Origin of the sequence: Kosakonia arachidis, assembly GCF_900116535.1 — a bacterium.
In the GTDB taxonomy this organism is placed as follows: domain Bacteria; phylum Pseudomonadota; class Gammaproteobacteria; order Enterobacterales; family Enterobacteriaceae; genus Kosakonia; species Kosakonia arachidis.
This window is the reverse complement of record NZ_FPAU01000007.1, coordinates 173,677-194,201: the sequence shown is the minus strand read 5'-3', so window position 1 is coordinate 194,201 and position 20,525 is coordinate 173,677. Positions and strand designations below refer to the sequence as shown.

Sequence of the window (20,525 nt, the reverse complement as noted above, 5' to 3'; positions counted from 1 at the left end):
CGCGCGCATCCGCCAGGAGCGCTGGCAGGTGGAGCACCAGCAGATTCAGGGCACGGCGACGGCGGTGGGGGTGGCGCCGGGCAGCACCTTCACGCTGTATAACGCGCCATTTTTCAGCGATAACGGCGACTACCTGACCACTGCCGCGACCTATTTTTTTGAAGAGAACCGCTATGCGAGTGGCAGCGACGGGGAAACAGAGTACCGGATTGACTTCACGGTTATCCCGTCGTCGGTGGTGTACCGCCCGGCGGCGGTGACGGCATGGCCACGCACCTACGGTCCGCAGACGGCGAAAGTGGTCGGCCCGCAGGGGGAGAGCATCTGGACGGACAGATATGGCCGGGTGAAGGTGAAGTTCCACTGGGACCGGCTGGCAAAAGGCGATGACACCAGCTCCTGCTGGGTGCGGGTCTCCAGCGCCTGGGCGGGCCAGGGTTTTGGCGGGGTGCAGATCCCGCGCGTCGGCGACGAAGTGGTGATCGACTTCATCAACGGCGACCCGGACCGGCCAATCATCACCGGGCGCGTCTATAACGAAGCCAGTATGCCGCCGTGGGCGCTGCCCGCCGCTGCGACGCAAATGGGCTTCCTCAGCCGCTCGAAAGATGGTTCGGTGGATAACGCCAACGCCCTGCGCTTTGAGGATAAAGCGGGGGAGGAGCAGGTGTGGATCCAGGCCGAGCGCAATATGGATGTGCAGGTGAAAAATGATGCCTCGCGCTCCATTGGTAGCAACCACAGTCACTATGTGCGCAAAAATGAACTGTACCGTGTTGAGGCGAATCAGACGCAGGCAGTGAAAGGAGGAACGGAGATCCTGACCGGAAAAGGCAAACTGGATGCGGTGGTCGAACAGTATATTCTTGCCTCCGGCACGCAAATCCGGCTGGTATCCGGGGAGAGTGCGATTGAGCTTAATGCCAATGGCAAAATCAACCTGATCGGGAAGTCCTTCAACTTCTTCGTGGAAGAGGATGGGCATATCACTACTGGTGGCAAGCTGCATCTCAATGCCGCTGGCACGAAAGCCCCGACTACTGCGCCAGGTTCTGGTCATAAAGGGGATATTGATGCTGCGGTACAGGCGAAATTTTCGCCACAAGGCGGCGTTAAACGTGCCGCACCCGTGGCGGCAGCACCGGCAAGTACCCAAAAACCGACTGCAAAATATCAAGCCCCGCCGCCATTGAAAGGGGATTATGTTTATAAGAATGATCCAACATCATCCCAAATAATGCCTTTCGATGAGGACACGATTAACCAAATCAATAAATCCCCAACGCTTCAGGCGCAGCTTAAAGAGTTAAAACAGAAGGACTGGGCGATCCAGCCGGGCTCCGCTGGAGGAGGCAGTTTTACCAGGGGGGAGAGCAAGCTTATCGTCATTGATCCTGAGCATATGGCTGATGCCAATGAAACGGTACAAACGTTGGCGCACGAAGCGGGCCATGCGATGTATCCGGTCACGCCAGATCTCTCGAGCCGTGAAAATTATATTAATAGCCAGTTGATGGATGAAGGGGGTGCGACGCTGAATAATATTAAGATTCAGCGAGAAATCCTCGGCAATGGCGGTAATGATATTGGTATCGCCGCAGGGAGTGACGCAACGGAGGCTGCCTATAATCAAACGTATGATAAAATGATTAATGGCGAAATTTCCCGCAATAGTGCCGCGCAATCCATTGGTAAGATCATCGGCAAATATGAAACTGCTTCTGGAACCAATCAAAAGTATAACGATTATTACGGGAGCTATTATGACCAATAGGATAACGAAAAGTCTGTCGGTGCTTTTACTCTCTTCTTTTTTTACTTTCACTACGCATGCGGAACAAAAAAATATGAACCATGACTCTCTGTGGCAGATGACAAAAGCATTGAAGACGGTGTGGGGCAAAAAAGTCGATGCTGTCAGTACCCTTTTAGACCAGCCACTGGTTCCTTTTACATCTACGGCGAAAGATCGTTTCACGTCCGCGCCTTTTAGGCTGAGTGACGGAGTTACGATCAGTGAACTTGATGTTCGTCTCAAATCGAATGGTGATGGCACCGTTGCCTTAATCTCTTTTTCCGTCGGCGAAGAATGCATCACGTTTGATGAAGTTAAACAACATTTTCCTGACATGACGTTGCGTTTTGTGCCGCGGGCAAAATTGCCAGGAACAACCTTTGGTTACCTGACGACGCTCGATGAAAAAAAACTTGCCTGGGGTTTTGGTTTCCCTGCATTGAACCGGGAATGCCTCAGAACAATCACTATGACCCACTACGACGCTTAATATTTTACCTCGTACTTATCGCCAGCTTGTTTTTCTGGCGGTAAGTACGCGTTAATTATTGCCTCTTTTATTTCTATTTATTCTTATATCTCGGCATCGGGGTTTTATTATGCAATACACCCTCCCGGAAGGTTCTTTTTCTCTTTTCCCTGGCGGTTGGCAGGATACCAGCATGACCATGTTACGTGACGAAGAGAGCGGGCTTTCACTGATTGTCAGCCGTGGTGCGATCCCGGACGGCAACGACTTCGAACAAGAGTTTTATCGCCAGTGGGATGTGCTGCGCACGCAAATGGGCGACATCGCGCAGAGTGAGTTTTCCCGCATCCTTATCGGCACGGAACAGAAAACCCGGGCGGTAGAGGTGGAAACCGTTTTTACGCGCAACGGCCAGCAAATATGGCAAAAGCAGTTTGCCGTCGCGGCCCCGGGCGGAGCGGTGGTGATGATTTTTACCCTCTCTGCTTTACGCGCGTTCAATGATGAAGACGCAGAACGCTGGAACGCCATCAAGCAAAGTCTGAGGCTGCACGCATAACGGAACCGGTGGCATGAGCGATAAACACGCAGCCCGCAAGGGCGACAAAATTATCCATTCCAGCATTTTCGCGGATATTACCAGTGTGGTGGCGGAAGGTGTTGCTTACGCCGCCATTGGCTCGGCGGTGGCTTTCGCCGCTACGGCTGCCGCGCCGCTACTGGGCGCTGGGGCTGCGGCGGCTGGCGTCGCGGCGATTGGTTCCAGTTGTCTGTTGAGCGGTATTATCGGCGGTATCCTCGCTAACGTGGCCGGTATTACCGACGACATCAGCAATGCTGCCAACAGTCTTGGCGATGCAATTTTCCCGCCGTCACCGGCCGGGGTGATCGTTACCGGATCGGCTAATGTGCTGACCAATGACAAGCTGGCAGCAAGGGCTGCGGGCACCGTTGCCACAGGCGATACCCCGCCAGCAGAACCGCAATCACCAGGTAGTTTTGCCGACTATGCGGGTATGTTGCTCACCGGAGCAAAACACATTGGCAGCGAGATGTGGCAACCAACCGTCGGCTCGGCTGACGGCGGAACCTCGCCGCTGGAAGAAGACAAAGTCCTCTGTGATAAACATTCAGGGCCGCAATATCTTGCGCAGGGCTCGAAAAGTGTTTTTATCAATAACCAGCCTGCGGTGCGGGCAAAAGACAAAACCACCTGTGAAGGCACCGTCTCGGGCGATGTTTCGCCGAACGTGATTATTGGCGGCGAGACGCTGACCGTCCGCGATATTAAAAGCGGCAAGTTGCCGGGGCTGACAGTGGCAATGATCGCCCTGTCGCTGATCCGTGGCCGTCCCGGGAAGATCCTCAAAAATATGCCCTGCGCGCTGGCGGCAGCCGGTGGCGGTATGCTGGCGGATATGGCGGTGAACGCCGTATTCGGCTCATCGCATCCGGTACATGCGGCTACCGGCGTGAAGGTGCTCAACGATGAAAACGAGCTGGATTTCGCTTTGCCGGGGCATTTTCCCCTGCAATTGCAGCGTAGTTACAACAGCCTGACCACCCGGGCCGGGTTGTTCGGCCCCGGCTGGGCCACGATTTTTGACAGCTATCTGACGCTGGAAAGCGACAAGGTCACCTGGTTTGATGAAACTGGACGCGAACTGCGCTTCACCTTACCGTCGGTCGATCACGCGCTGTACTGCATCAGCGAAGGGGTGATTATCCGCCGCAACGAAGAGGGCGATGTCGCCATTGCCGACGACGATGGTGGGGTCTGGCGCCTGTTTAAGCCTACTCGTGCTAACCCGTCCCTATTGCGGCTTGCGTCGCTCAGTGATGAGTATGGCAATGCGCTGGAAACCGGCTGGGATGAGCAGGGAAGATTGGTGCGTATTCATGACGCGCCATGCGCCATTGATGTAATGCTGGCGTATGATGATACCCGGTTCCCGCAGTGCACCACGTCCGCCAGCCATTTCGATGGTGAACGTCACTGGCCGCTGGCTCGCTGGGCTTACGACGCACATGGACAGCTTGCCAGCGTTACCGATGCCACCGATCTTGTACGGCGTGAATTTCGTTACAACGACGATGGGCTGATGGTTTGGCACCGTGCGGCCAGCGGGCTGGAAAGTGAATATCGCTGGGCGATGTTTGATCACTGGCGGGTTGTGGAAAACCGCACCAACACCGGTGACGGTTGCCGCTTCAGCTACGAGCTTTCGGCCGGGCTGACCACTGTGACCACCTATGATGGGCAAACTCGCCAGCACTACTGGAATGCGCAGGGGCTGATTGTCCGCTTCGTCGATGAGCGCGGGGAAAATTGGTGCTATGAATGGAATGAGGATGAACAGCTGATCCGCCGCATCGATCCGCTCGGCAACGCGGTGACTTTTGTCTATGACGACATGGGCAATCGCGTAGAGGAGATCGACGCTGAAGGCAATTCCCGCGCCACGCAATGGCTGGAAAACCGCGCATTGCCTGCGGTGATCACCGAGCCTGGCGGTAGTGCAACGCGCTTTTATTACGACGAACACTTTGGTTTGGCGCGTACCGTTGATGCGCTGGGCAACACGACACAGTGGCGACGGGATGAGTTCGGTCAGATCATCGAAGAGGTGGATGCTGTCGGGAACAGCCGTCGTCAGGAGTATAACGAGGCCGGGCAGATTATCCGCGAGACGGACTGTTCCGGGCAGGTAACGCGTTACCACTATCATCCGCTTGGCTGGTTGCTGGCCGTGCAGGCGGCGGATGGCGAAGAAACACGTTATCACTACGATGCGGCCGGGCGTCCTCTCCAGCTTGAGCGGGCGGAAGGCTGGCAGGAAACGCTGGTCTGGAACGAACGGGGCTTGCCCGCGCAACATGAAGCGCCAGACGGCAGCCGCAGCGAGTTCCATTACGACAATACCGGGCGGCTGGTGACCACGCGCAATAGCATGGGCGAAACGCTACGCCGAAGTTGGGACAGCCGTGGGCGACTGATTGCTCTGCACAATGAAAACGGTGAAGCTTATCAGTTCCGCTGGGGCGCTGATTCACTGTTACTGGAGGAGGAAGGGCTGGACGGTGTGGTCTGCCGTTACACCTACGATGCGTGCGGACGCACGCTATCGCGCACCTTTGCCGCCGGGCATCCCGAAGCGATCACCCATCGTTTTAGCTGGAGCCCCACCGGGCAACTACTGGCGCGTACTACGCCGGAAGGGCAGACGCGATGGCACTGGTCGACGGCAGGTTTTCCGGAACGCATTAGCGTGCATCCGCCGCTTAATGAAAATAGTTGGAGTACGGAGGCCGAACAGGAGCTTTGCTTTACTTTCGATGCGCTGGGCAGAGTGACCGGAGAACAGGGGGAAAACGGCACGCTCGGCTGGCGCTACGACGCACTGGGCAACCGCACTGCCACACAACTGCCCGATGGCCGCGAACTGAAACAGCTTTACTACGGTAGCGGACATTTGTTGAGCATCGCGCTCGACAATCTGCCAATCAGTGATTTCACCCGCGATACATTGCACCGGGAAGTGAGCCGCACTCAGGGGCTGCTCACCAGCCGCAGTGAGTACGATCGGCTCGGGCGTTTACATCGCCGGGATGTCTTTACCGGCAATGCGCAACGCCCGGCACCTCGCCACTGGTCGCGCCGTTGGGATTATGACTACCGTAATAATCTGATCCGTGAAGAGCGCAATGACAATCCCTTCGACTGGTATCGCTGGAAATATGATGATGCAGGTCGCCTGCTGACGCAGGACGGTACGTTGCCCGGTCAGGAGCAGTGGCGCTGGGATGCGGCAGGGAACCCGACGGATAATTCGTTGCAGCAGGCTGTACGCCACAACCGCGTGACGCAACTGAATGGTATCCGCTGGCAGTACGACATCCACGGCCGCACCGTGGAAAAAGACAATGGGCAGACGCGCTGGCATTACCGTTACGATGGCGAACATCGTTTAACGGAGGTCATTAGCCAGCCACGGGATCGCAACAAGCCGCAGATTCAGGTCAGCTTCCGTTACGACCCGCTGGGACGACGCATCAGTAAAACGCGCCGCCAGTTGCGCGCAGGCGAACCCAGTGGGCGTGCCGTTACCACACGTTTTGTCTGGGATGGTTTGCGCCTGTTGCAGGAAATTCACGACGATGTACCGCTGACGTATGTCTACAGCGATCAGGCGAGTTACGATCCGCTGGCGCGAATCGATGGCATCAGCGACCCGGAAATCTACTGGTTCCACAATCAGCCCAACGGTTTGCCGGAGCGACTGACGGATGCAGAAGGAGAACTGCGCTGGGAAGCGCAAAACAGCGCCTGGGGCAAACTGTTGCGTGAGACGTCGCTCCAGGCACCGGAATATGCCCAGAATCTGCGCATGCAGGGGCAGTACCTGGATCGTGAAACCGGCTTGCACTACAATCTTTTCCGCTACTACGATCCGGACTGCGGACGCTTTACCCAGCAGGACCCGATAGGGCTGGCGGGCGGGATAAATCTGTACCAGTATGCACCGAATGCGCTGGGATGGGTGGATCCGTGGGGGTTGAAACGTTCCTGTAAACCTAACGAACCCACGAAAGCGAATGATCATAATCAGGCAGCTTTTGGCAGACAATGGCAAGGACGTGGCATATATAAAGGCCGGGACTCATGGTCTAATACCATGCTGAAAGAAGGCGATATTATTTATGGTGGCGCTCCAGGGCAATCAGGCTTTTATTTTGATAAAGCTACATTAGACTCAGCGGGGGGGAGCCGAGCAAGGTTATGGCAGAGTTTACAAGTGCTACCGCACGAAAAATTTGGATATCGTGGAAAAATCCAGGCATACCGTGTAAAACGAGATGCAGTAGCAGGTACAGGAAAAGCACTAGCGCAAGATCCTATTGAATTTGGTAATGGAGATGGAACCCAATTTTTCTTATCAAACTATAAGAGCGTACTTGAACCAGTAGGTACCCCATTTGATATCGGACCATAATTATGAAAATAGATAGTAGAACAGGCTTATTGCAATTTAATGGGGAATTGAGCCTCGCATCATTTATGACTAAAAAAGAACTCATGGGAATCGATGGTTTACTTTGGGAACCATGGCCAGATAAAAAAGCGCAAACCGTTTCCTACCGAACCATATTTAATATAAAGGGAAATAAACAAGGTGATATTTATCTTATCGTCAGCTTTGTTCGGCCTGATGATAGTGAGGCTACGATAGCGAGTTGGCGGTTCGCTCCGGAAAAATTACTCATGGGTGAACAACGGAAACCTGAAGGAAAAATCACCCAGAACTTGAGAGAATGGTTCCGAGAAAAAACAAATCAATCCCTTCCTGTCTCCGGTGAATGGGGTCACATTGATTCAGCATATGATCCGCATAATAAAACAGGGACGATCTTTTGTCATTATCGCGCGAATTTTAAAAGTGATAGAGAATGGATGGATTATTGCCGAAGAAATAATGTTAGGATTTAATTGCTAGTTTTAAAAATTCTGTAGCGCTCACCAAAAGATTACGAAATAATCGATAACTAAAAATTAGCAACAGATTTTCGAATGATCATAACCAGGCTGTCTTTGGCTGATAATAGCAAGGACACGGTGTATATAAAGGCCGTGACACATGGTCTAAATCATGTTGAAACATTTATGGTAGAGCTCCAGGCATACCGAGTAAAACGGGATACCGTTGCAGGAACAGGAAAGGCCCTTTCACAAGATATAAAGTTGTTTGGTCAAGGCGGAGGCACACAATTCTTCTTGTCGAATTATCGTACTGTCCTTGAGCCAGTTGGAGATCCTTTTTATTTGGGAATGTGACATATGAGCATTGATTTTGATTCAGGTACCTTATTTTTAAAAAACAACTTAAAATATCACCAGATTCCACCTGGAAAGACTTAACAATCAATGCTGATGTTTTATGGGAAAAATGGTCTGATGAAGGATATGAAACTGCCTCTTTTCGTACCGTTTTTAATATTAGCGGTAATTTCGAGGGGCAAATATATCTTATTGTTGACCTTATAAATCCCGGAGATAGTAAGTCAAAGTTAAGTAGGTTTATGTTTGCTCCAGAGAACTTAATTTCAGGTGAGCAAAATAAGCCTGAGGGTAAAGTAACTTAAAGATTAAGGAATTGGTTTTTTGAGGTAACTAACCGATCTTTACCATCTTATGGCTCGTGGGGACATATGGATGCTGCCTACGATCCCCATAACCGGGCTGGAATGATTGTATGTAATTATCGTGCTGGATTTAAAAATGAAAAAGCGTGGCGAGATTATTGTAAATGGAACAAAATACCCTCCGTGTAATTGATTTTTAGGAGTACAAAAAAGAATGGAGAACAACTACAGATCTTCGAACGCTAAATCCAGGAAGCCCATCAAGATATAATAAGTAGTTTAAAGGTCCTGGGCATCTACTAAGAGGGCTGCTGAAATGGTTATCGACTTACAGTCAACCGCAGACAACTCTGTTATTAATACTATATTGACTGTAAATGTAGGGAAATAACATGCTCAACTATATGCTAGTAACTATTTTAGAGCAGAACAGAATTGTTGTTGACCTAAAGGGGGTTAATGATGAGACCATCTTATTAAGTTTTGGTTTTTATAAAAAAGGAACCACTTATACTATTAACTTTGATAACGAAAAAGAACAAATATTCTTGATTGAAAAGTTAGCCAGGGCTGGTGTATTATTTTCTTATGGTCCTGGCTGGGCTCCATCGGAGGTTATGGGCTATTTAAAAGATGAGGGGAAGATTAACGTCCCATATAAAGTCATAATGTGGCGTTCACCAAAAGACTACGAAATAATCGATAACTAAAAATTAGCAGCAGATTCCCGAATGATCATAATCAGGCTGCTTTTGGCAGACAATCGCAAGGACGTGGTATATAAAGGTCGTAACTCATAGTGTTACACCATGCCACCATATTTATGGTTGAGATCCAGGCATACCGTGTAAAACGGGATGCCGTTGCAGGCACAGGAAAGGTACTAGTTCCTATGCTTGTCAATCTCAGGCCATTGAAGTGACTTCATCAAAGTAATTTAATTCTTCGCTTACGAGAATACTTAATGATAGTGTTCATAAATCAAACTACTGTCTGCTGGAGCAGAGTGGCAAATGCAAATTCCCAGTGGGGAGATGGCGGTGGATTGCAGTTTTATATTCCTGAAGAGGCGCGCAGTAAATTAATTCCAGGAAAGGTTATAAACATATGAATGTGATGAAATTAGTTTTTTGCACTGGCGCTTTGTCCATTGATAATAATGAGTTAAATATTGATAGCTACGATAAGTTTATTGCGTCTGATTTTTTTAAAAATAACGCTCAGCTTAAAAAATGGGGGCGTTTTTATTTCATTCTCCCGAAAGTAAGTTGGCTGGGTGGGAGTTTTTATTTAGAAATAAGACCTTCCATAAATAATATCCCTCCATGTATATATATGGTTGACAGAGATAGTGTTTTTTTTCAATCGCTTAATGATTGGAATAAACGAGCTGACCTATCCATGATAAAAAAAGAAGAGTCAAGGTTAATCCAACGGATGAGAGATCATATAAAAGGATGTAATGAACGTGCAGTGACTAATCCTCCTTATGGTGTTGAGTGGGTATATGAATGGGGAACTATATCTGTTCAATGCAATATGCATACATTTGATTGCGGAACTTATATAACCTGGAATGATGCAAAGGGCGTCATCAGCAAATAGTTGCTTTCTCGCCGACATGAGGAAGCCTGTCGGTGAAGATTGAATGGAATCAGATTACTAATGCGAGACAGTTTAAAGTTAAGTCGGGTGCTGTTCTTTTTGAGGGAGCTCTAATGATCGATTTACATGCCGACGATCTTACAATCAGTAATTATGCCGATCGGTATTATGATTATCTGCCTCCTAACATTAGAAAACGGCTGTCTGAGGCGACTGATCCATCAGCGGTTAAATACGAGGCCTGGGACGAAGCGCTTCCGCTTGTGACTTCGCGCGAAATTGCACGGGATAAAGCGATTGGTGCAATGGTCGGGTTGGCGGTCGGCGATGCTGTGGGGACAACGCTTGAATTTCAGGCGCGGGATCGTTATACGGTACACGATATGGTGGGAGGGGGAGCTTTCAGACTTAAGGCTGGTGAGTGGACCGACGATACGTCAATGGCATTGTGCCTGGCTGAAACCTATCTGCAAGGGAATAAATTAGATGTAAATGATTTCCGCGATCGGCTGGTACGCTGGTATAAGCAGGGTGAAAATAGCAGCAACAGTATCTGTTTCGATATCGGCAATACAACCCGTTTTGCACTCGAACAATATCTTCAGCATGGTCCGAAGTGGATGGGGAATACAGAAAAAATACCGCCGGTAACGCTGCGTTGATACGTGAAGCGCCAGTAGCCATATTTCGTCGAAAAACATTACGTGGAATATGGTTTGACTCGCAGGCACAGAGTCAGGCGACGCATGGCGCGTCTGAATCCCTTTCATCTTTTTTTTCCTTGGATTGATATTGCATTATTTAATCAATGGATATGAGAAGGAAAAAAACATTTTCACCGCATGTCGTACCGCTGTCTTCACGAGTATTGATTATTAATGCTGGTGAGTACAAACAAAAAACGCGCGATCAGATTCGTTCCAGTGCATATGTTATTGATACCCTCGAAGCCGCTCTCTGGGCCGTGTGGAATACGAATAATTTCCGTGATGCGGTATTATTAGCCGCAAACCTGGGTGACGACGCCGATAGCGTTGCTGCCACTGCAGGGCAGATTGCCGGAGCGTTATACGGCCACGCTGGTATTCCACAAAACTGGAAAGACAAACTGGTACAACATGGACGTATTGTCCATATAGCAACTGAATTATTTGATCGTGCACCTGATGAGAATTTTCTTTAGCCGGAATGAAATTAAATTACCTTGCTGAGATTAATGCCAGGATTAAGAAAAATGTAGCACTTAACCCGTCAGGAGGGCGAAGTGCTGCTACTTAAATTCCTTAGCAAAGCGTTAAAAGATTTCTGTGATATTGATGTGGTGATGAAAATAGTCAGAAAAAATGAATACACTATCCCGATGAAAAGCATCATTCAACACTATGATAAAAGCGAGAAAAACGCGTTATTTAATGAATATATTTACGACTTGTCGGCTCTAATTTTCTTATACGGATCTTTAGGATTGACTGATGTCCTCTGCTGATTCAGGAATAGCGTAATTTTTTATGCTGCCGGGTGCGACATCGTCTTTACTTCATTGTCGCCAGCACTCTGTTTATCGTATGCATCCGTGCCGTGTCGACTGGCTATCGAGCTGTTAAATGACTGAATTAACTGCCTTAGTTTATGTAGAAAAAGCTTTAAGATTAGCGGTTAAAAGATATAAATCGATTAAAGGTAATCCAGCCGCTGGTGCGCTTGAGCCTATGTACAATTCAATTGTTGCTCAGCTTGAATATTTGAGGAATGTTATCAATGGAACGCAAAAAGACAAAAGTAAGTTACGCGATCTGACGTTTGGTATCTATGCGGTTAAAGACTTTGAAACATCTGATGAAATTTTCTTTGAACGCTTAACTGATGCTTTTTATATTGCCGCGCAAATACGCAAGGGATTAAAGATACAATTGCCACATCAGGTTAATAAGAATTTTTTTGAAAAACAAAAGAAACTTTCTAGCTTATATCCAGATGATTTTTCTGTGTAGGTTTCCATAATAAAACAAATAGTGTATGTCTGTAATAAACACAGGCTGTGTTGCATGTTATTAACCCTGCCGCGATAACCTTTTTCTGCTTTTTATCTGCATAACATCTCAATTTCCTCATCTTTCTTTCTATTATTGAGATGATTTTGCTCACCCGTGGAGATCACGATCTTAGCGTAAAAACTTTTTGATTTTTATCATCTACATCCCCACAGCGAGCAAGTGACGGGCTTGTGGTATCGGGCTTTGATCGCTACCCGGAGGGAAGCTGCCGAATGGAGTCTACGAAGCTGTTATCTCTATGAAAGGTTTAAAAAAAGACGTTGACTACCAAGTGTATGATCTGAAAACAGGAGCGATATATGATTGAGGCTAAAATTATTTATTCGCAGCGAGGCGATTTTGTTTTAATGGAGTCTGGAGATAAATTTATTATTTCCGTGCTAATACCTAATTTTTATCCAAATTCACATTTTGATGTGAGTAAACACTTTTTCCTGACAGATGAAGAAATAAAACATAAAGATGACATTGATTATCTAAAAAAATTAGCTGAACTGATCAGGAAAAACTGGACTCTATTTTCTGATAGAGAGATAGATAATGTAAAAATTAAACGGCAGGGTTTTGCGATTTGTAGCGTATGATAAATCGAGATGTGTCATGAATTATATTAATAGAATATCCTCTAACCCATGGGATTATACTCTTTATCAAATAATAGACGGTGGTTTTGTACTGAAGGTGATTTTTTCTGAAGGTGTCTATAAAGTAGATATCGAACGATATTTTTTGTTTGCTGCGGATGAAATTATTAAGCCATTAGATGCTGAATATATGAAGGTATTGTTAGAAAGTATCCGTTGTGATTACGCACGATTTCAGTCGCAAGAAATAACAAAAGAGTCAGTTTCAGACTGGCTTTGCTATTGTGGATAAAGATAATCATTCTGTTTGAGATTTTTTTCAAGGCGATAATCCTATTGTTTCCGCCAGGTTAGGAATTGATTATGAAGTTTATAACCTTAAGACAGGAGCTGTATATTAATAATGTTAAAGTTATTTTCAAAGAACAGGGTGATTTCTTTATCTTGCAAGGAACTGATGGTTTGTATATTTGTATGATTTGGCCGGCCGGTCATCGTGATGAAGAAAAGTGTTTTAAACTGAAAGATGATGATTTAATAAAATATCCTGATTGCCAGGATATGGTTTTTTTGGCTAAAGAAATTCGGAGTAATTATAAATCATATAAAGCGCAAGAAGTACCTGTTCCGGAGTTCTAACTCATGGCTGCCATTCGGTGAGCGTAACGTAAAAAATTGGCTTTGAAATCATAGGTGGCGAAGTGAATGCGATTAACATGAGCTAGGGTAATGGCTGGAATATCGTTGTGTGAACAATCCTGTGGGGAATAAATATCTTCAGACGGCTATATGAATAATCCTGCAACGCGAGAGTATATCGATAAGGTATTATCGCTGGTGCGTAAAAGGCATAAGACCCTGTCAGAAAATCAAGCTGCCGCGGCGCTTGAACCAATGTATGGTTCTATTGTTGAGTAACTATCTTATTTACGTAACATTGTTGACGGTAGCGAAAGTGACAAAATCAGAATGGCAGGTGAGAGAGTTATCGGTGGATTTGTGGCGTAAATAAATTCGATGAGAACTTCCGAATCTCCATTTGAACACGAGACTTTAACGGAAGAGATTAAAAGTTGTTATATTGAAGAAGCAATGAAAAAAATGAAGCATTCGAATTTTGTAATTCAGTTTGTCTAATTTTCCCTAACAAACGATAAAACCCTCATTTAACAAAACACCCGGCGGGTTTACCGGCCGGGTGTTTTCACATCTTAACGCTGGCTACAGCCTGCGCACTGTTTGTTCTGGATCTGTTGGAAGAAGTCGTTACCTTTGTCATCCACCAGAATAAACGCCGGGAAGTTCTCCACTTCAATCTTCCAGATCGCTTCCATACCCAGTTCCGGGTAAGCCACGCATTCGAGGCTCTTAATGCTCTGCTGCGCCAGTACCGCAGCCGGGCCGCCAATACTTCCCAGATAGAAACCGCCGTGTTTGGCACAGGCATCGGTCACTTGCTGGCTGCGGTTACCTTTCGCCAGCATGATCATGCTCGCGCCGTGGGATTGCAGCAGATCAACGTAGGAGTCCATACGCCCTGCGGTGGTTGGGCCGAGTGAACCGGATGCATAACCTTCAGGCGTTTTCGCCGGACCTGCGTAATAGATCGGGTGATCTTTCACGTATTGCGGCAGCTCTTCGCCATTGTCGAGCAGCTCTTTCAGTTTTGCATGGGCAATATCACGCGCCACGATGATGGTGCCGTTCAGCGACAGGCGAGTCGATACCGGAAACGCGGAAAGCTGCGCCAGAATATCTTTCATCGGCTGGTTCAGATTGATTTTCGCCACATCACCTTCGCCCTGCTGGCGCAGTGATTCCGGGATGTACTGCCCCGGATTGTGCTCCATTTTCTCAATCCAGATACCTGCGCGGTTGATTTTCGCTTTGATATTACGGTCAGCAGAGCAGGAGACACCCATGCCGATCGGGCAGGATGCACCGTGACGCGGCAAACGGATCACGCGAATATCGTGGGCAAAGTATTTGCCGCCAAACTGCGCACCAAGACCAAGGTTCTGCGCTTCCTGCATCAGTTCCTGCTCCAGTTGCACATCACGGAATGCCTGGCCGTGCTCGTTACCTTCAGTCGGCAGACCATCATAGTAACGGGTCGATGCCAGCTTCACGGTTTTCAGCGTGGATTCAGCGGACGTGCCGCCAATAACAAACGCAATATGGTATGGCGGGCAGGCTGCCGTACCGAGAGAACGCATCTTCTCAACCAGGTAGTTTTTTAGTTTTGCCGGGGTGATCAGCGCCTTGGTTTCCTGATAAAGATAGGTTTTGTTCGCTGAGCCGCCGCCTTTGGCGATGCAAAGGAACTTATACTCATCGCCATCCACGCTATAGAGATCGATCTGTGCCGGCAGGTTGGTGCCGGTATTCACTTCTTTGTACATATCCAACGGCGCGTTTTGTGAATAGCGCAGGTTATCTTCGGTGTATGTGTTATAGACACCGCGAGCCAGCGCCGCTTCATCGCCGCCGCCGGTCCATACGCGCTGGCCTTTTTTACCCATGATGATTGCCGTGCCGGTGTCCTGGCAGGTCGGCAGCACGCCCTTGGCGGCGATTTCGGAGTTACGCAGGAACTGCAACGCTACGTATTTGTCGTTTTCGCTCGCTTCCGGGTCAGTCAGAATGGCCGCAACCTGTTTCTGATGGGAAGTACGCAGCAGGAAAGAGGCATCATGAAAAGCTTGTTGCGCCAGCAGCGTCAGTGCTTCGGGCTCCACTTTTAAGACTTCCTGACCATCAAAGTCGGCGATAGAAACATGCTCACGACTCAGCAGATAATATTCCGTATTGTCTTTCGCCAGCGGGAACGGATCCTGATATACAAAAGGTTTGTTCGACATAGCTCATTACTCCATAAAAATAAACCGCCGGGAAAGCCCGGCGGTTGTGAATCAGAACATCATGGTAATCCACGGATAACCAATCAACAGCAGGGCGGCGAGGAAGATCACACCGAAGATGGTGCCCAGACGCCAGTAGTCTTTAGTCGGCAGGTAGCCGCTGCCGTAGTAAATCGGGCTCGGGCCAGTACCGTACGGAGTGATGATGCCCATCACACCCAGAGAGGTACACAGAACCAGTACAACCACTTCCATATTGATGCCCGGGATTGTGGCAGCAATGGTCAGCATCGCTGGCAACAGGGCCGTGGTGTGTGCAGTGGTGCTGGCAAACAGATAGTGCAGCAGGTAGAACGTCAGCAGCAGAGCGATAGTTGCCATCCCTGGAGAAATACCGGTCATCAGCACACCGCCTTCTTTACCCAGCCAGGCAATGAAACCAGTGGAGGAGAGGCCATCGGCCAGCGCAACCAGGGTGGCAAACCACACGAAAGTATTCCAGGCCGGTTTGTTGCTGGTAATGTCGTTCCAGGTCAGTACGCCAGTCCACAGCATCAGTACGACGACCAACAACGCGGCCAGAGCAGGTTCAATAAAATCAGCGGCGAAGATCCACATCAGCAGAGCGCAGCAGACAAACACCAGCAGCAGGATTTCGTTACGGGACATTTTGCCCAGTTTTTCCAGCTCACGGCTCGCCCACAGCGGTACTTCATCATTGATTTTCACTTCGGGTGGATAGAACCAGTAAGCCAGCAGCGGCATGGTCAGAATCAGTAACACGCCGAGCGGCAGGAAGGCGATAAACCAGTTCCCCCAGGAGATGCTGATGCCAACGGTGCTTTTCACCAGCGCCAGCGCCAGCAGGTTCGGTGCCAGAGCGGAGAGGAACATTGAACTGGTGATACACGTAGCAGTGATGGCAACCCACATCAGATAGGAACCAATGCGGCGGGCGCTCGGATCGTTCGGTTTAGAACCGTACAGGGGCGGCAGGTTGGCAATAATCGGGTAGATGGTACCCCCGCTGCGCGCGGTGTTAGACGGGGTGAACGGTGCCAGCAGCAGATCGGCGAAGGTGATAGCGTAACCGAGCGTCAGGCTGCGACGGCCAAGGTATTTCACCAGAATCAGCGCCAGGCGGCGACCAAATTGCGTTTTATCGTAACCGGCAGCGAACATAAAGGCACCGAAGATCAGCCAGACGGTCGAGTTACCGAAACCACTCACCGCCCATTTAAAAGACTGGCCTGCGAGCTTGAATTTCGGGTCGGCTAACTGCTCAGGGCTAAACAGTAGCCACTGACTGCACAGCGCGATGACCACCACGCCAGTCAAACCGATAACAGCACCCGGCAGCGGTTCGAAGATCAAACCCACGATCACGCCAACAAAAATAGCGAAGTAGTGCCATGCGAATGGCGGTAAGCCCTCCGGCACCGGAACAAATAGCAGGAGCACTGCGACGATAATCGGCAGCGCCATCATAATCAGATGGTTTTTATTTCCACCTTTCGCACTGGCTGCGCTGGCAGACGGCGGTGTTGTCGTTTTCTCTTTCATAGTGAGCATCTACAAGTAGTTAAAAATTTGGTGTCGATAGCAGATTTCGAAGTCACTTTATTTACTTACATAAGTTACTTTAGTTTTCTATTACGACTTCTCATATTCTGCCGGTTTTCATCTAATGCTTATCTGGCTGCATTAAATTAAGAAATTTTCTGTTTTTATATATTGCGCTTCCACTCGTTAATACTCTTGATTGAGATCAAAAAAACGCAAGCGCTATAGGTTTTTTTTATATTTTTTAATGCCCACATAGCAGTATGTAGGTATTCTGTGAGAAATCGCACAATTGTTAAATATTGGTGCTGATAATAAATCTCATTTATCGTTTTTTCTTTGTTAAATCATTGAAAAATTTCTTTTTTATCGTCTTTTGAAAGGCCTTTGCTTTGTTGGTCAGGTAATCGCAATGTTACCGGTAATTAATATGATGTGAATATATTATTTAAAATTTATAATACATTAGAGGTAGTGCTGTTATTAAGGTGGTTAAATAGTTTTTTAACTAACGTAATTAATTTAGTAAATAGAATTAGAGGTATATTAAATACACGACAATTGGATTTACAAACGAAAATAAAAAATAAATCCGTCACCGAATTCAAAGTTTATAAATTTAGATTTGGAGTTAAATATGACCAGCAACGAGCGCATCCTCAGCCCCTTTACATTACCAAATGGCGTAGAATTGAAAAACCGTTTGTTAATGGCTCCGATGACCACCTGCACCGGTTACTACGATGGTACTGTCACCAGTGAACTGGTTGAATATTATCGTGTACGTGCCGGTAGTATTGGGACAATTATCGTAGAGTGTTGTTTTGTTGACGATCTGGGCCTCGCATTCCCGGGCGCAATTGGTATTGATAACGACGAAAAAGTTGCCGGTCTGGCAAAAATCGCCGAAGCAATCAAAGCTGAAGGCTCTAAAGCGATCCTGCAAATTTACCACGGCGGCCGTATGGTTGAGCCGAAACTGATTGGTGGACGTACGCCGATTGCGCCAAGCGCGATTGCCGCTCCGCGTGACGGTGCAGCCACGCCGGTGGCAATGACCACGGCGGAAGTTGAAGCGATGGTGGTTAAATTTGGTGAAGCGGTACGCCGCGCCATTCAGGCCGGTTTTGACGGCGTGGAAATCCACGGCGCCAACACTTATCTGATCCAGCAATTCTTCTCGCCGAACTCGAACCAGCGTGACGACGAGTGGGGCGGCAGCCGCGATAACCGTGCGAAATTCCCGCTGGCGGTGCTGGATATCACCCACAAAATGGCGCGTCAGTACGCGGATGATGCCTTTATTATTGGTTACCGTTTCTCGCCGGAAGAGCTGGAAGTTCCTGGAATTCGCTTTGATGACACCATGTATCTGCTGGAAAAACTGGCGGCGCGCGGTATTGATTATCTGCACTTTTCTGTTGGTGCGGCGCTGCGTCCTTCCATTAATGACACCTGCGATCCGACGCCGTTGATTGATAAATATTGTGCGATGCGCTCTGAAGTACTGGCACACGTTCCGGTGATGGGCGTGGGCGGCGTGGTTAACGTGGCTGACGCAGCGCAGGGGCTGGATCACGGTTATGATCTGATAGCCGTGGGTCGTGCCTGCATCGCTTATCCGGACTGGGCCGCACGCATCGCCAGGGGTGAAAACCTTGAGCTGTTTATCGACAGTACCCAGCGTGAAGCGCTGAATATTCCGGAACCACTGTGGCGCTTCTCGCTGGTGGAAGCGATGATTCGCGACATGAGCATGGGCGAAGCGAAATTTAAACCGGGTCTGTTCGTTGAAACGGTGCAGGACGACACCAGCGAAATGGTGATTAACGTTAGTCTGGAAACCGACCGTATTACTGGCATCGAACTGGCCTCTGCGCCGCAAACCGTGGAGTTCACCAGCAGTTTTGAAGAGATCCGCGATCGCATTCTGGATGCCAATTCACCCCATGTCGATGCTATCTCCGGCGCGACCAGTCAGAGCGAAGCAGTGAAAAAAGCGGTGTCGAAAGCGATGCTGAAATCCAGCAAAGCGCGCGTGGCCGAAGAGGGCGGCGATGTCACGGCTGTGAAAAATTATGATGTCGTGGTCGTGGGGAGCGGCGGCGCAGGTCTGGCAGCTGCCATTCAGGCGCACGACGAAGGCGCGAGCGTGTTGATCGTTGAGAAAATGCCGACCATCGGCGGTAACACCATCAAAGCGTCCGCCGGGATGAACGCGGCAGAAACCCGCTTCCAGCGTGTAAAAGGTATTCAGGACAGCAAAGAGCTGTTCTTCGCTGAAACGCTGAAAGGCGGTGGTAACAAAAACAACCCGGAACTGCTGCGTCGTTTTGTGGAAAATGCGCCGGAAGCAATCGAATGGCTGGCGCGTCGCGGCATCATGCTGAACGATATCACCACAACGGGCGGGATGAGCATCGACCGTACACACCGTCCGCGTGATGGATCCGCTGTCGGCGGTTACCTGATTAGCGGCCTGGTGCGTAACGTCACCAAACGCGGTATCGATGTAATGCTGGATACTTCTGTCGAAGAGATTCTGTTCAGTGATGGGGAAGTGCACGGCGTACGTCTGTTGAATGACGAGCAGGAAACCCTGACTGTGCAGGCGAAAAGCGTGATTGTGGCGACTGGCGGTTTCAGCGCCAATAGCGCGATGGTCGTGAAATACCGTCCGGATCTGGATGGTTTTGTCACCACCAACCATAAAGGCGCAACCGGCGGCGGTATTGCACTGTTGGAGCGTCTGGGTGCCGGAACCGTGGATATGGGCGAAATCCAGATCCACCCGACCGTTGAACAGAAAACCTCCTATCTGGTTTCCGAGTCTATTCGCGGCGGCGGTGCGATTCTGGTCAGCCAGCAGGGCAAACGCTTCTACAATGAGATGTCGACCCGCGATAAAGTCTCAGCAGCCATCATTGCGCTGCCGGAACATTATGCTTACATCGTGTTCGATGAGCATGTCAGAGCGAAAAACAAAGCGGCCGACGAGTACATTGCGAAAGGCCTGGTGACCAGCGCCAGCTCTCCGCGTCAGCTGGCGGACAAACTGGGCATCGACTATCATGCGTTCCTTGCCACGCTTGAACGTTACAATGGCTTTGTGGAAAAACAGCACGATGAAGATTTCGGTCGTACTACTGCGCTGCGTGCTCCTATTAATGAAGGGCCGTTCCACGCCATTCAGATTGCGCCGGGCGTGCACCACACTATGGGTGGTGTGACCATCAATACCGAAACGGAAGTGCTCAATACAAAACAGCAGGTTATTCCGGGCGCGTATGCGGCGGGTGAAGTGGTTGGCGGTATCCACGGTGCTAACCGTATTGGTGGTAACGCGGTCGCGGATATCATCATCTTCGGTTCACTGGCGGGGCATCAGGCAGCGGTTCGCGCCAAACGGCGTTAAACGCTGTGGCCGGCGACCGGCTATTCACAGCACTGATA

The 20,525-nt window shown here is 49.1% G+C and carries 16 protein-coding genes and 2 pseudogenes; 16 read left to right on the top strand and 2 right to left on the bottom strand.

The genetic code is table 11. From position 1 onward, the window contains the following. From BM427_RS21345 to BM427_RS21285, 15 genes and pseudogenes are all read left to right on the top strand, one after another. The coding region (locus tag BM427_RS21345) for a type VI secretion system Vgr family protein (protein ID WP_090125541.1) at positions 1-1,774 on the top strand (1,774 nt) is incomplete at its 5' end. Continuing rightward, positions 1,764-2,285 carry a hypothetical protein gene (locus BM427_RS21340; RefSeq protein WP_090125538.1) on the top strand — a complete coding sequence of 174 codons (522 nt, stop codon included), beginning with the start codon at positions 1,764-1,766 and terminating at the stop codon, positions 2,283-2,285. The genes BM427_RS21345 and BM427_RS21340, both read left to right, overlap by 11 nt. A gap of 109 nt (positions 2,286-2,394) precedes the next feature. Next, complete coding sequence (locus tag BM427_RS21335) at positions 2,395-2,823, top strand: DcrB-related protein (protein WP_090125535.1); 429 nt, start codon at positions 2,395-2,397, stop codon at positions 2,821-2,823. Between the two features lie 13 nt (positions 2,824-2,836). Beyond that, positions 2,837-7,258: an RHS repeat-associated core domain-containing protein gene (locus BM427_RS21330; protein ID WP_090125532.1), complete on the top strand. Its 4,422-nt coding sequence runs from the start codon at positions 2,837-2,839 to the stop codon at positions 7,256-7,258. Positions 7,259-7,260: 2 nt separating this feature from the next. Then, positions 7,261-7,752: a hypothetical protein gene (locus tag BM427_RS21325; protein WP_090125529.1), complete on the top strand. Its 492-nt coding sequence runs from the start codon at positions 7,261-7,263 to the stop codon at positions 7,750-7,752. Between the two features lie 81 nt (positions 7,753-7,833). After that, complete coding sequence (locus BM427_RS26585) at positions 7,834-8,097, top strand: hypothetical protein (RefSeq protein ID WP_090125526.1); 264 nt, start codon at positions 7,834-7,836, stop codon at positions 8,095-8,097. Between the two features lie 32 nt (positions 8,098-8,129). Further along, positions 8,130-8,594: pseudogene (locus BM427_RS26580) on the top strand (hypothetical protein). A gap of 203 nt (positions 8,595-8,797) precedes the next feature. Then, positions 8,798-9,115 (top strand): hypothetical protein, encoded by a 318-nt coding sequence (locus BM427_RS21315; protein ID WP_090125522.1) that lies wholly within the window; start codon positions 8,798-8,800, stop codon positions 9,113-9,115. A 397-nt stretch (positions 9,116-9,512) separates the two neighbouring features. After that, positions 9,513-10,010, top strand: coding sequence for a hypothetical protein (locus tag BM427_RS21310; RefSeq protein WP_090125519.1), 498 nt, complete (start codon positions 9,513-9,515; stop codon positions 10,008-10,010). 113 nt (positions 10,011-10,123) lie between these two features. After that, positions 10,124-11,193, top strand: a pseudogene (gene tri1 / locus BM427_RS26540) (ADP-ribosylarginine hydrolase Tri1). 81 nt (positions 11,194-11,274) lie between these two features. Then, complete coding sequence (locus BM427_RS21300; protein WP_090125516.1) at positions 11,275-11,496, top strand: hypothetical protein; 222 nt, start codon at positions 11,275-11,277, stop codon at positions 11,494-11,496. A gap of 118 nt (positions 11,497-11,614) precedes the next feature. Continuing rightward, complete coding sequence (locus BM427_RS21295) at positions 11,615-12,001, top strand: immunity protein Tsi6 family protein (protein ID WP_090125511.1); 387 nt, start codon at positions 11,615-11,617, stop codon at positions 11,999-12,001. Between the two features lie 362 nt (positions 12,002-12,363). Then, positions 12,364-12,648 (top strand): hypothetical protein, encoded by a 285-nt coding sequence (locus BM427_RS21290; RefSeq protein ID WP_090125508.1) that lies wholly within the window; start codon positions 12,364-12,366, stop codon positions 12,646-12,648. 16 nt (positions 12,649-12,664) lie between these two features. Then, positions 12,665-12,940: a hypothetical protein gene (locus BM427_RS25545; RefSeq protein ID WP_139234442.1), complete on the top strand. Its 276-nt coding sequence runs from the start codon at positions 12,665-12,667 to the stop codon at positions 12,938-12,940. Between the two features lie 71 nt (positions 12,941-13,011). Beyond that, complete coding sequence (locus BM427_RS21285) at positions 13,012-13,287, top strand: hypothetical protein (protein ID WP_244316573.1); 276 nt, start codon at positions 13,012-13,014, stop codon at positions 13,285-13,287. A 572-nt stretch (positions 13,288-13,859) separates the two neighbouring features. On the opposite strand, the gene fumA is transcribed toward BM427_RS21285, so the two are convergent. Further along, complete coding sequence (fumA, locus tag BM427_RS21280; RefSeq protein WP_090125505.1) at positions 13,860-15,509, bottom strand: class I fumarate hydratase FumA; 1,650 nt, start codon at positions 15,507-15,509, stop codon at positions 13,860-13,862. A 51-nt stretch (positions 15,510-15,560) separates the two neighbouring features. Continuing rightward, positions 15,561-17,072, bottom strand: a complete 1,512-nt coding sequence (locus BM427_RS21275; protein WP_090125502.1) for an anion permease — start codon at positions 17,070-17,072, stop codon at positions 15,561-15,563. Between the two features lie 637 nt (positions 17,073-17,709). On the opposite strand from BM427_RS21275, the gene BM427_RS21270 reads away from it, so the two are divergent. Next, positions 17,710-20,487 carry a flavocytochrome c gene (locus BM427_RS21270; RefSeq protein ID WP_090125499.1) on the top strand — a complete coding sequence of 926 codons (2,778 nt, stop codon included), beginning with the start codon at positions 17,710-17,712 and terminating at the stop codon, positions 20,485-20,487. The last annotated feature ends 38 nt before the right edge of the window (positions 20,488-20,525 follow it).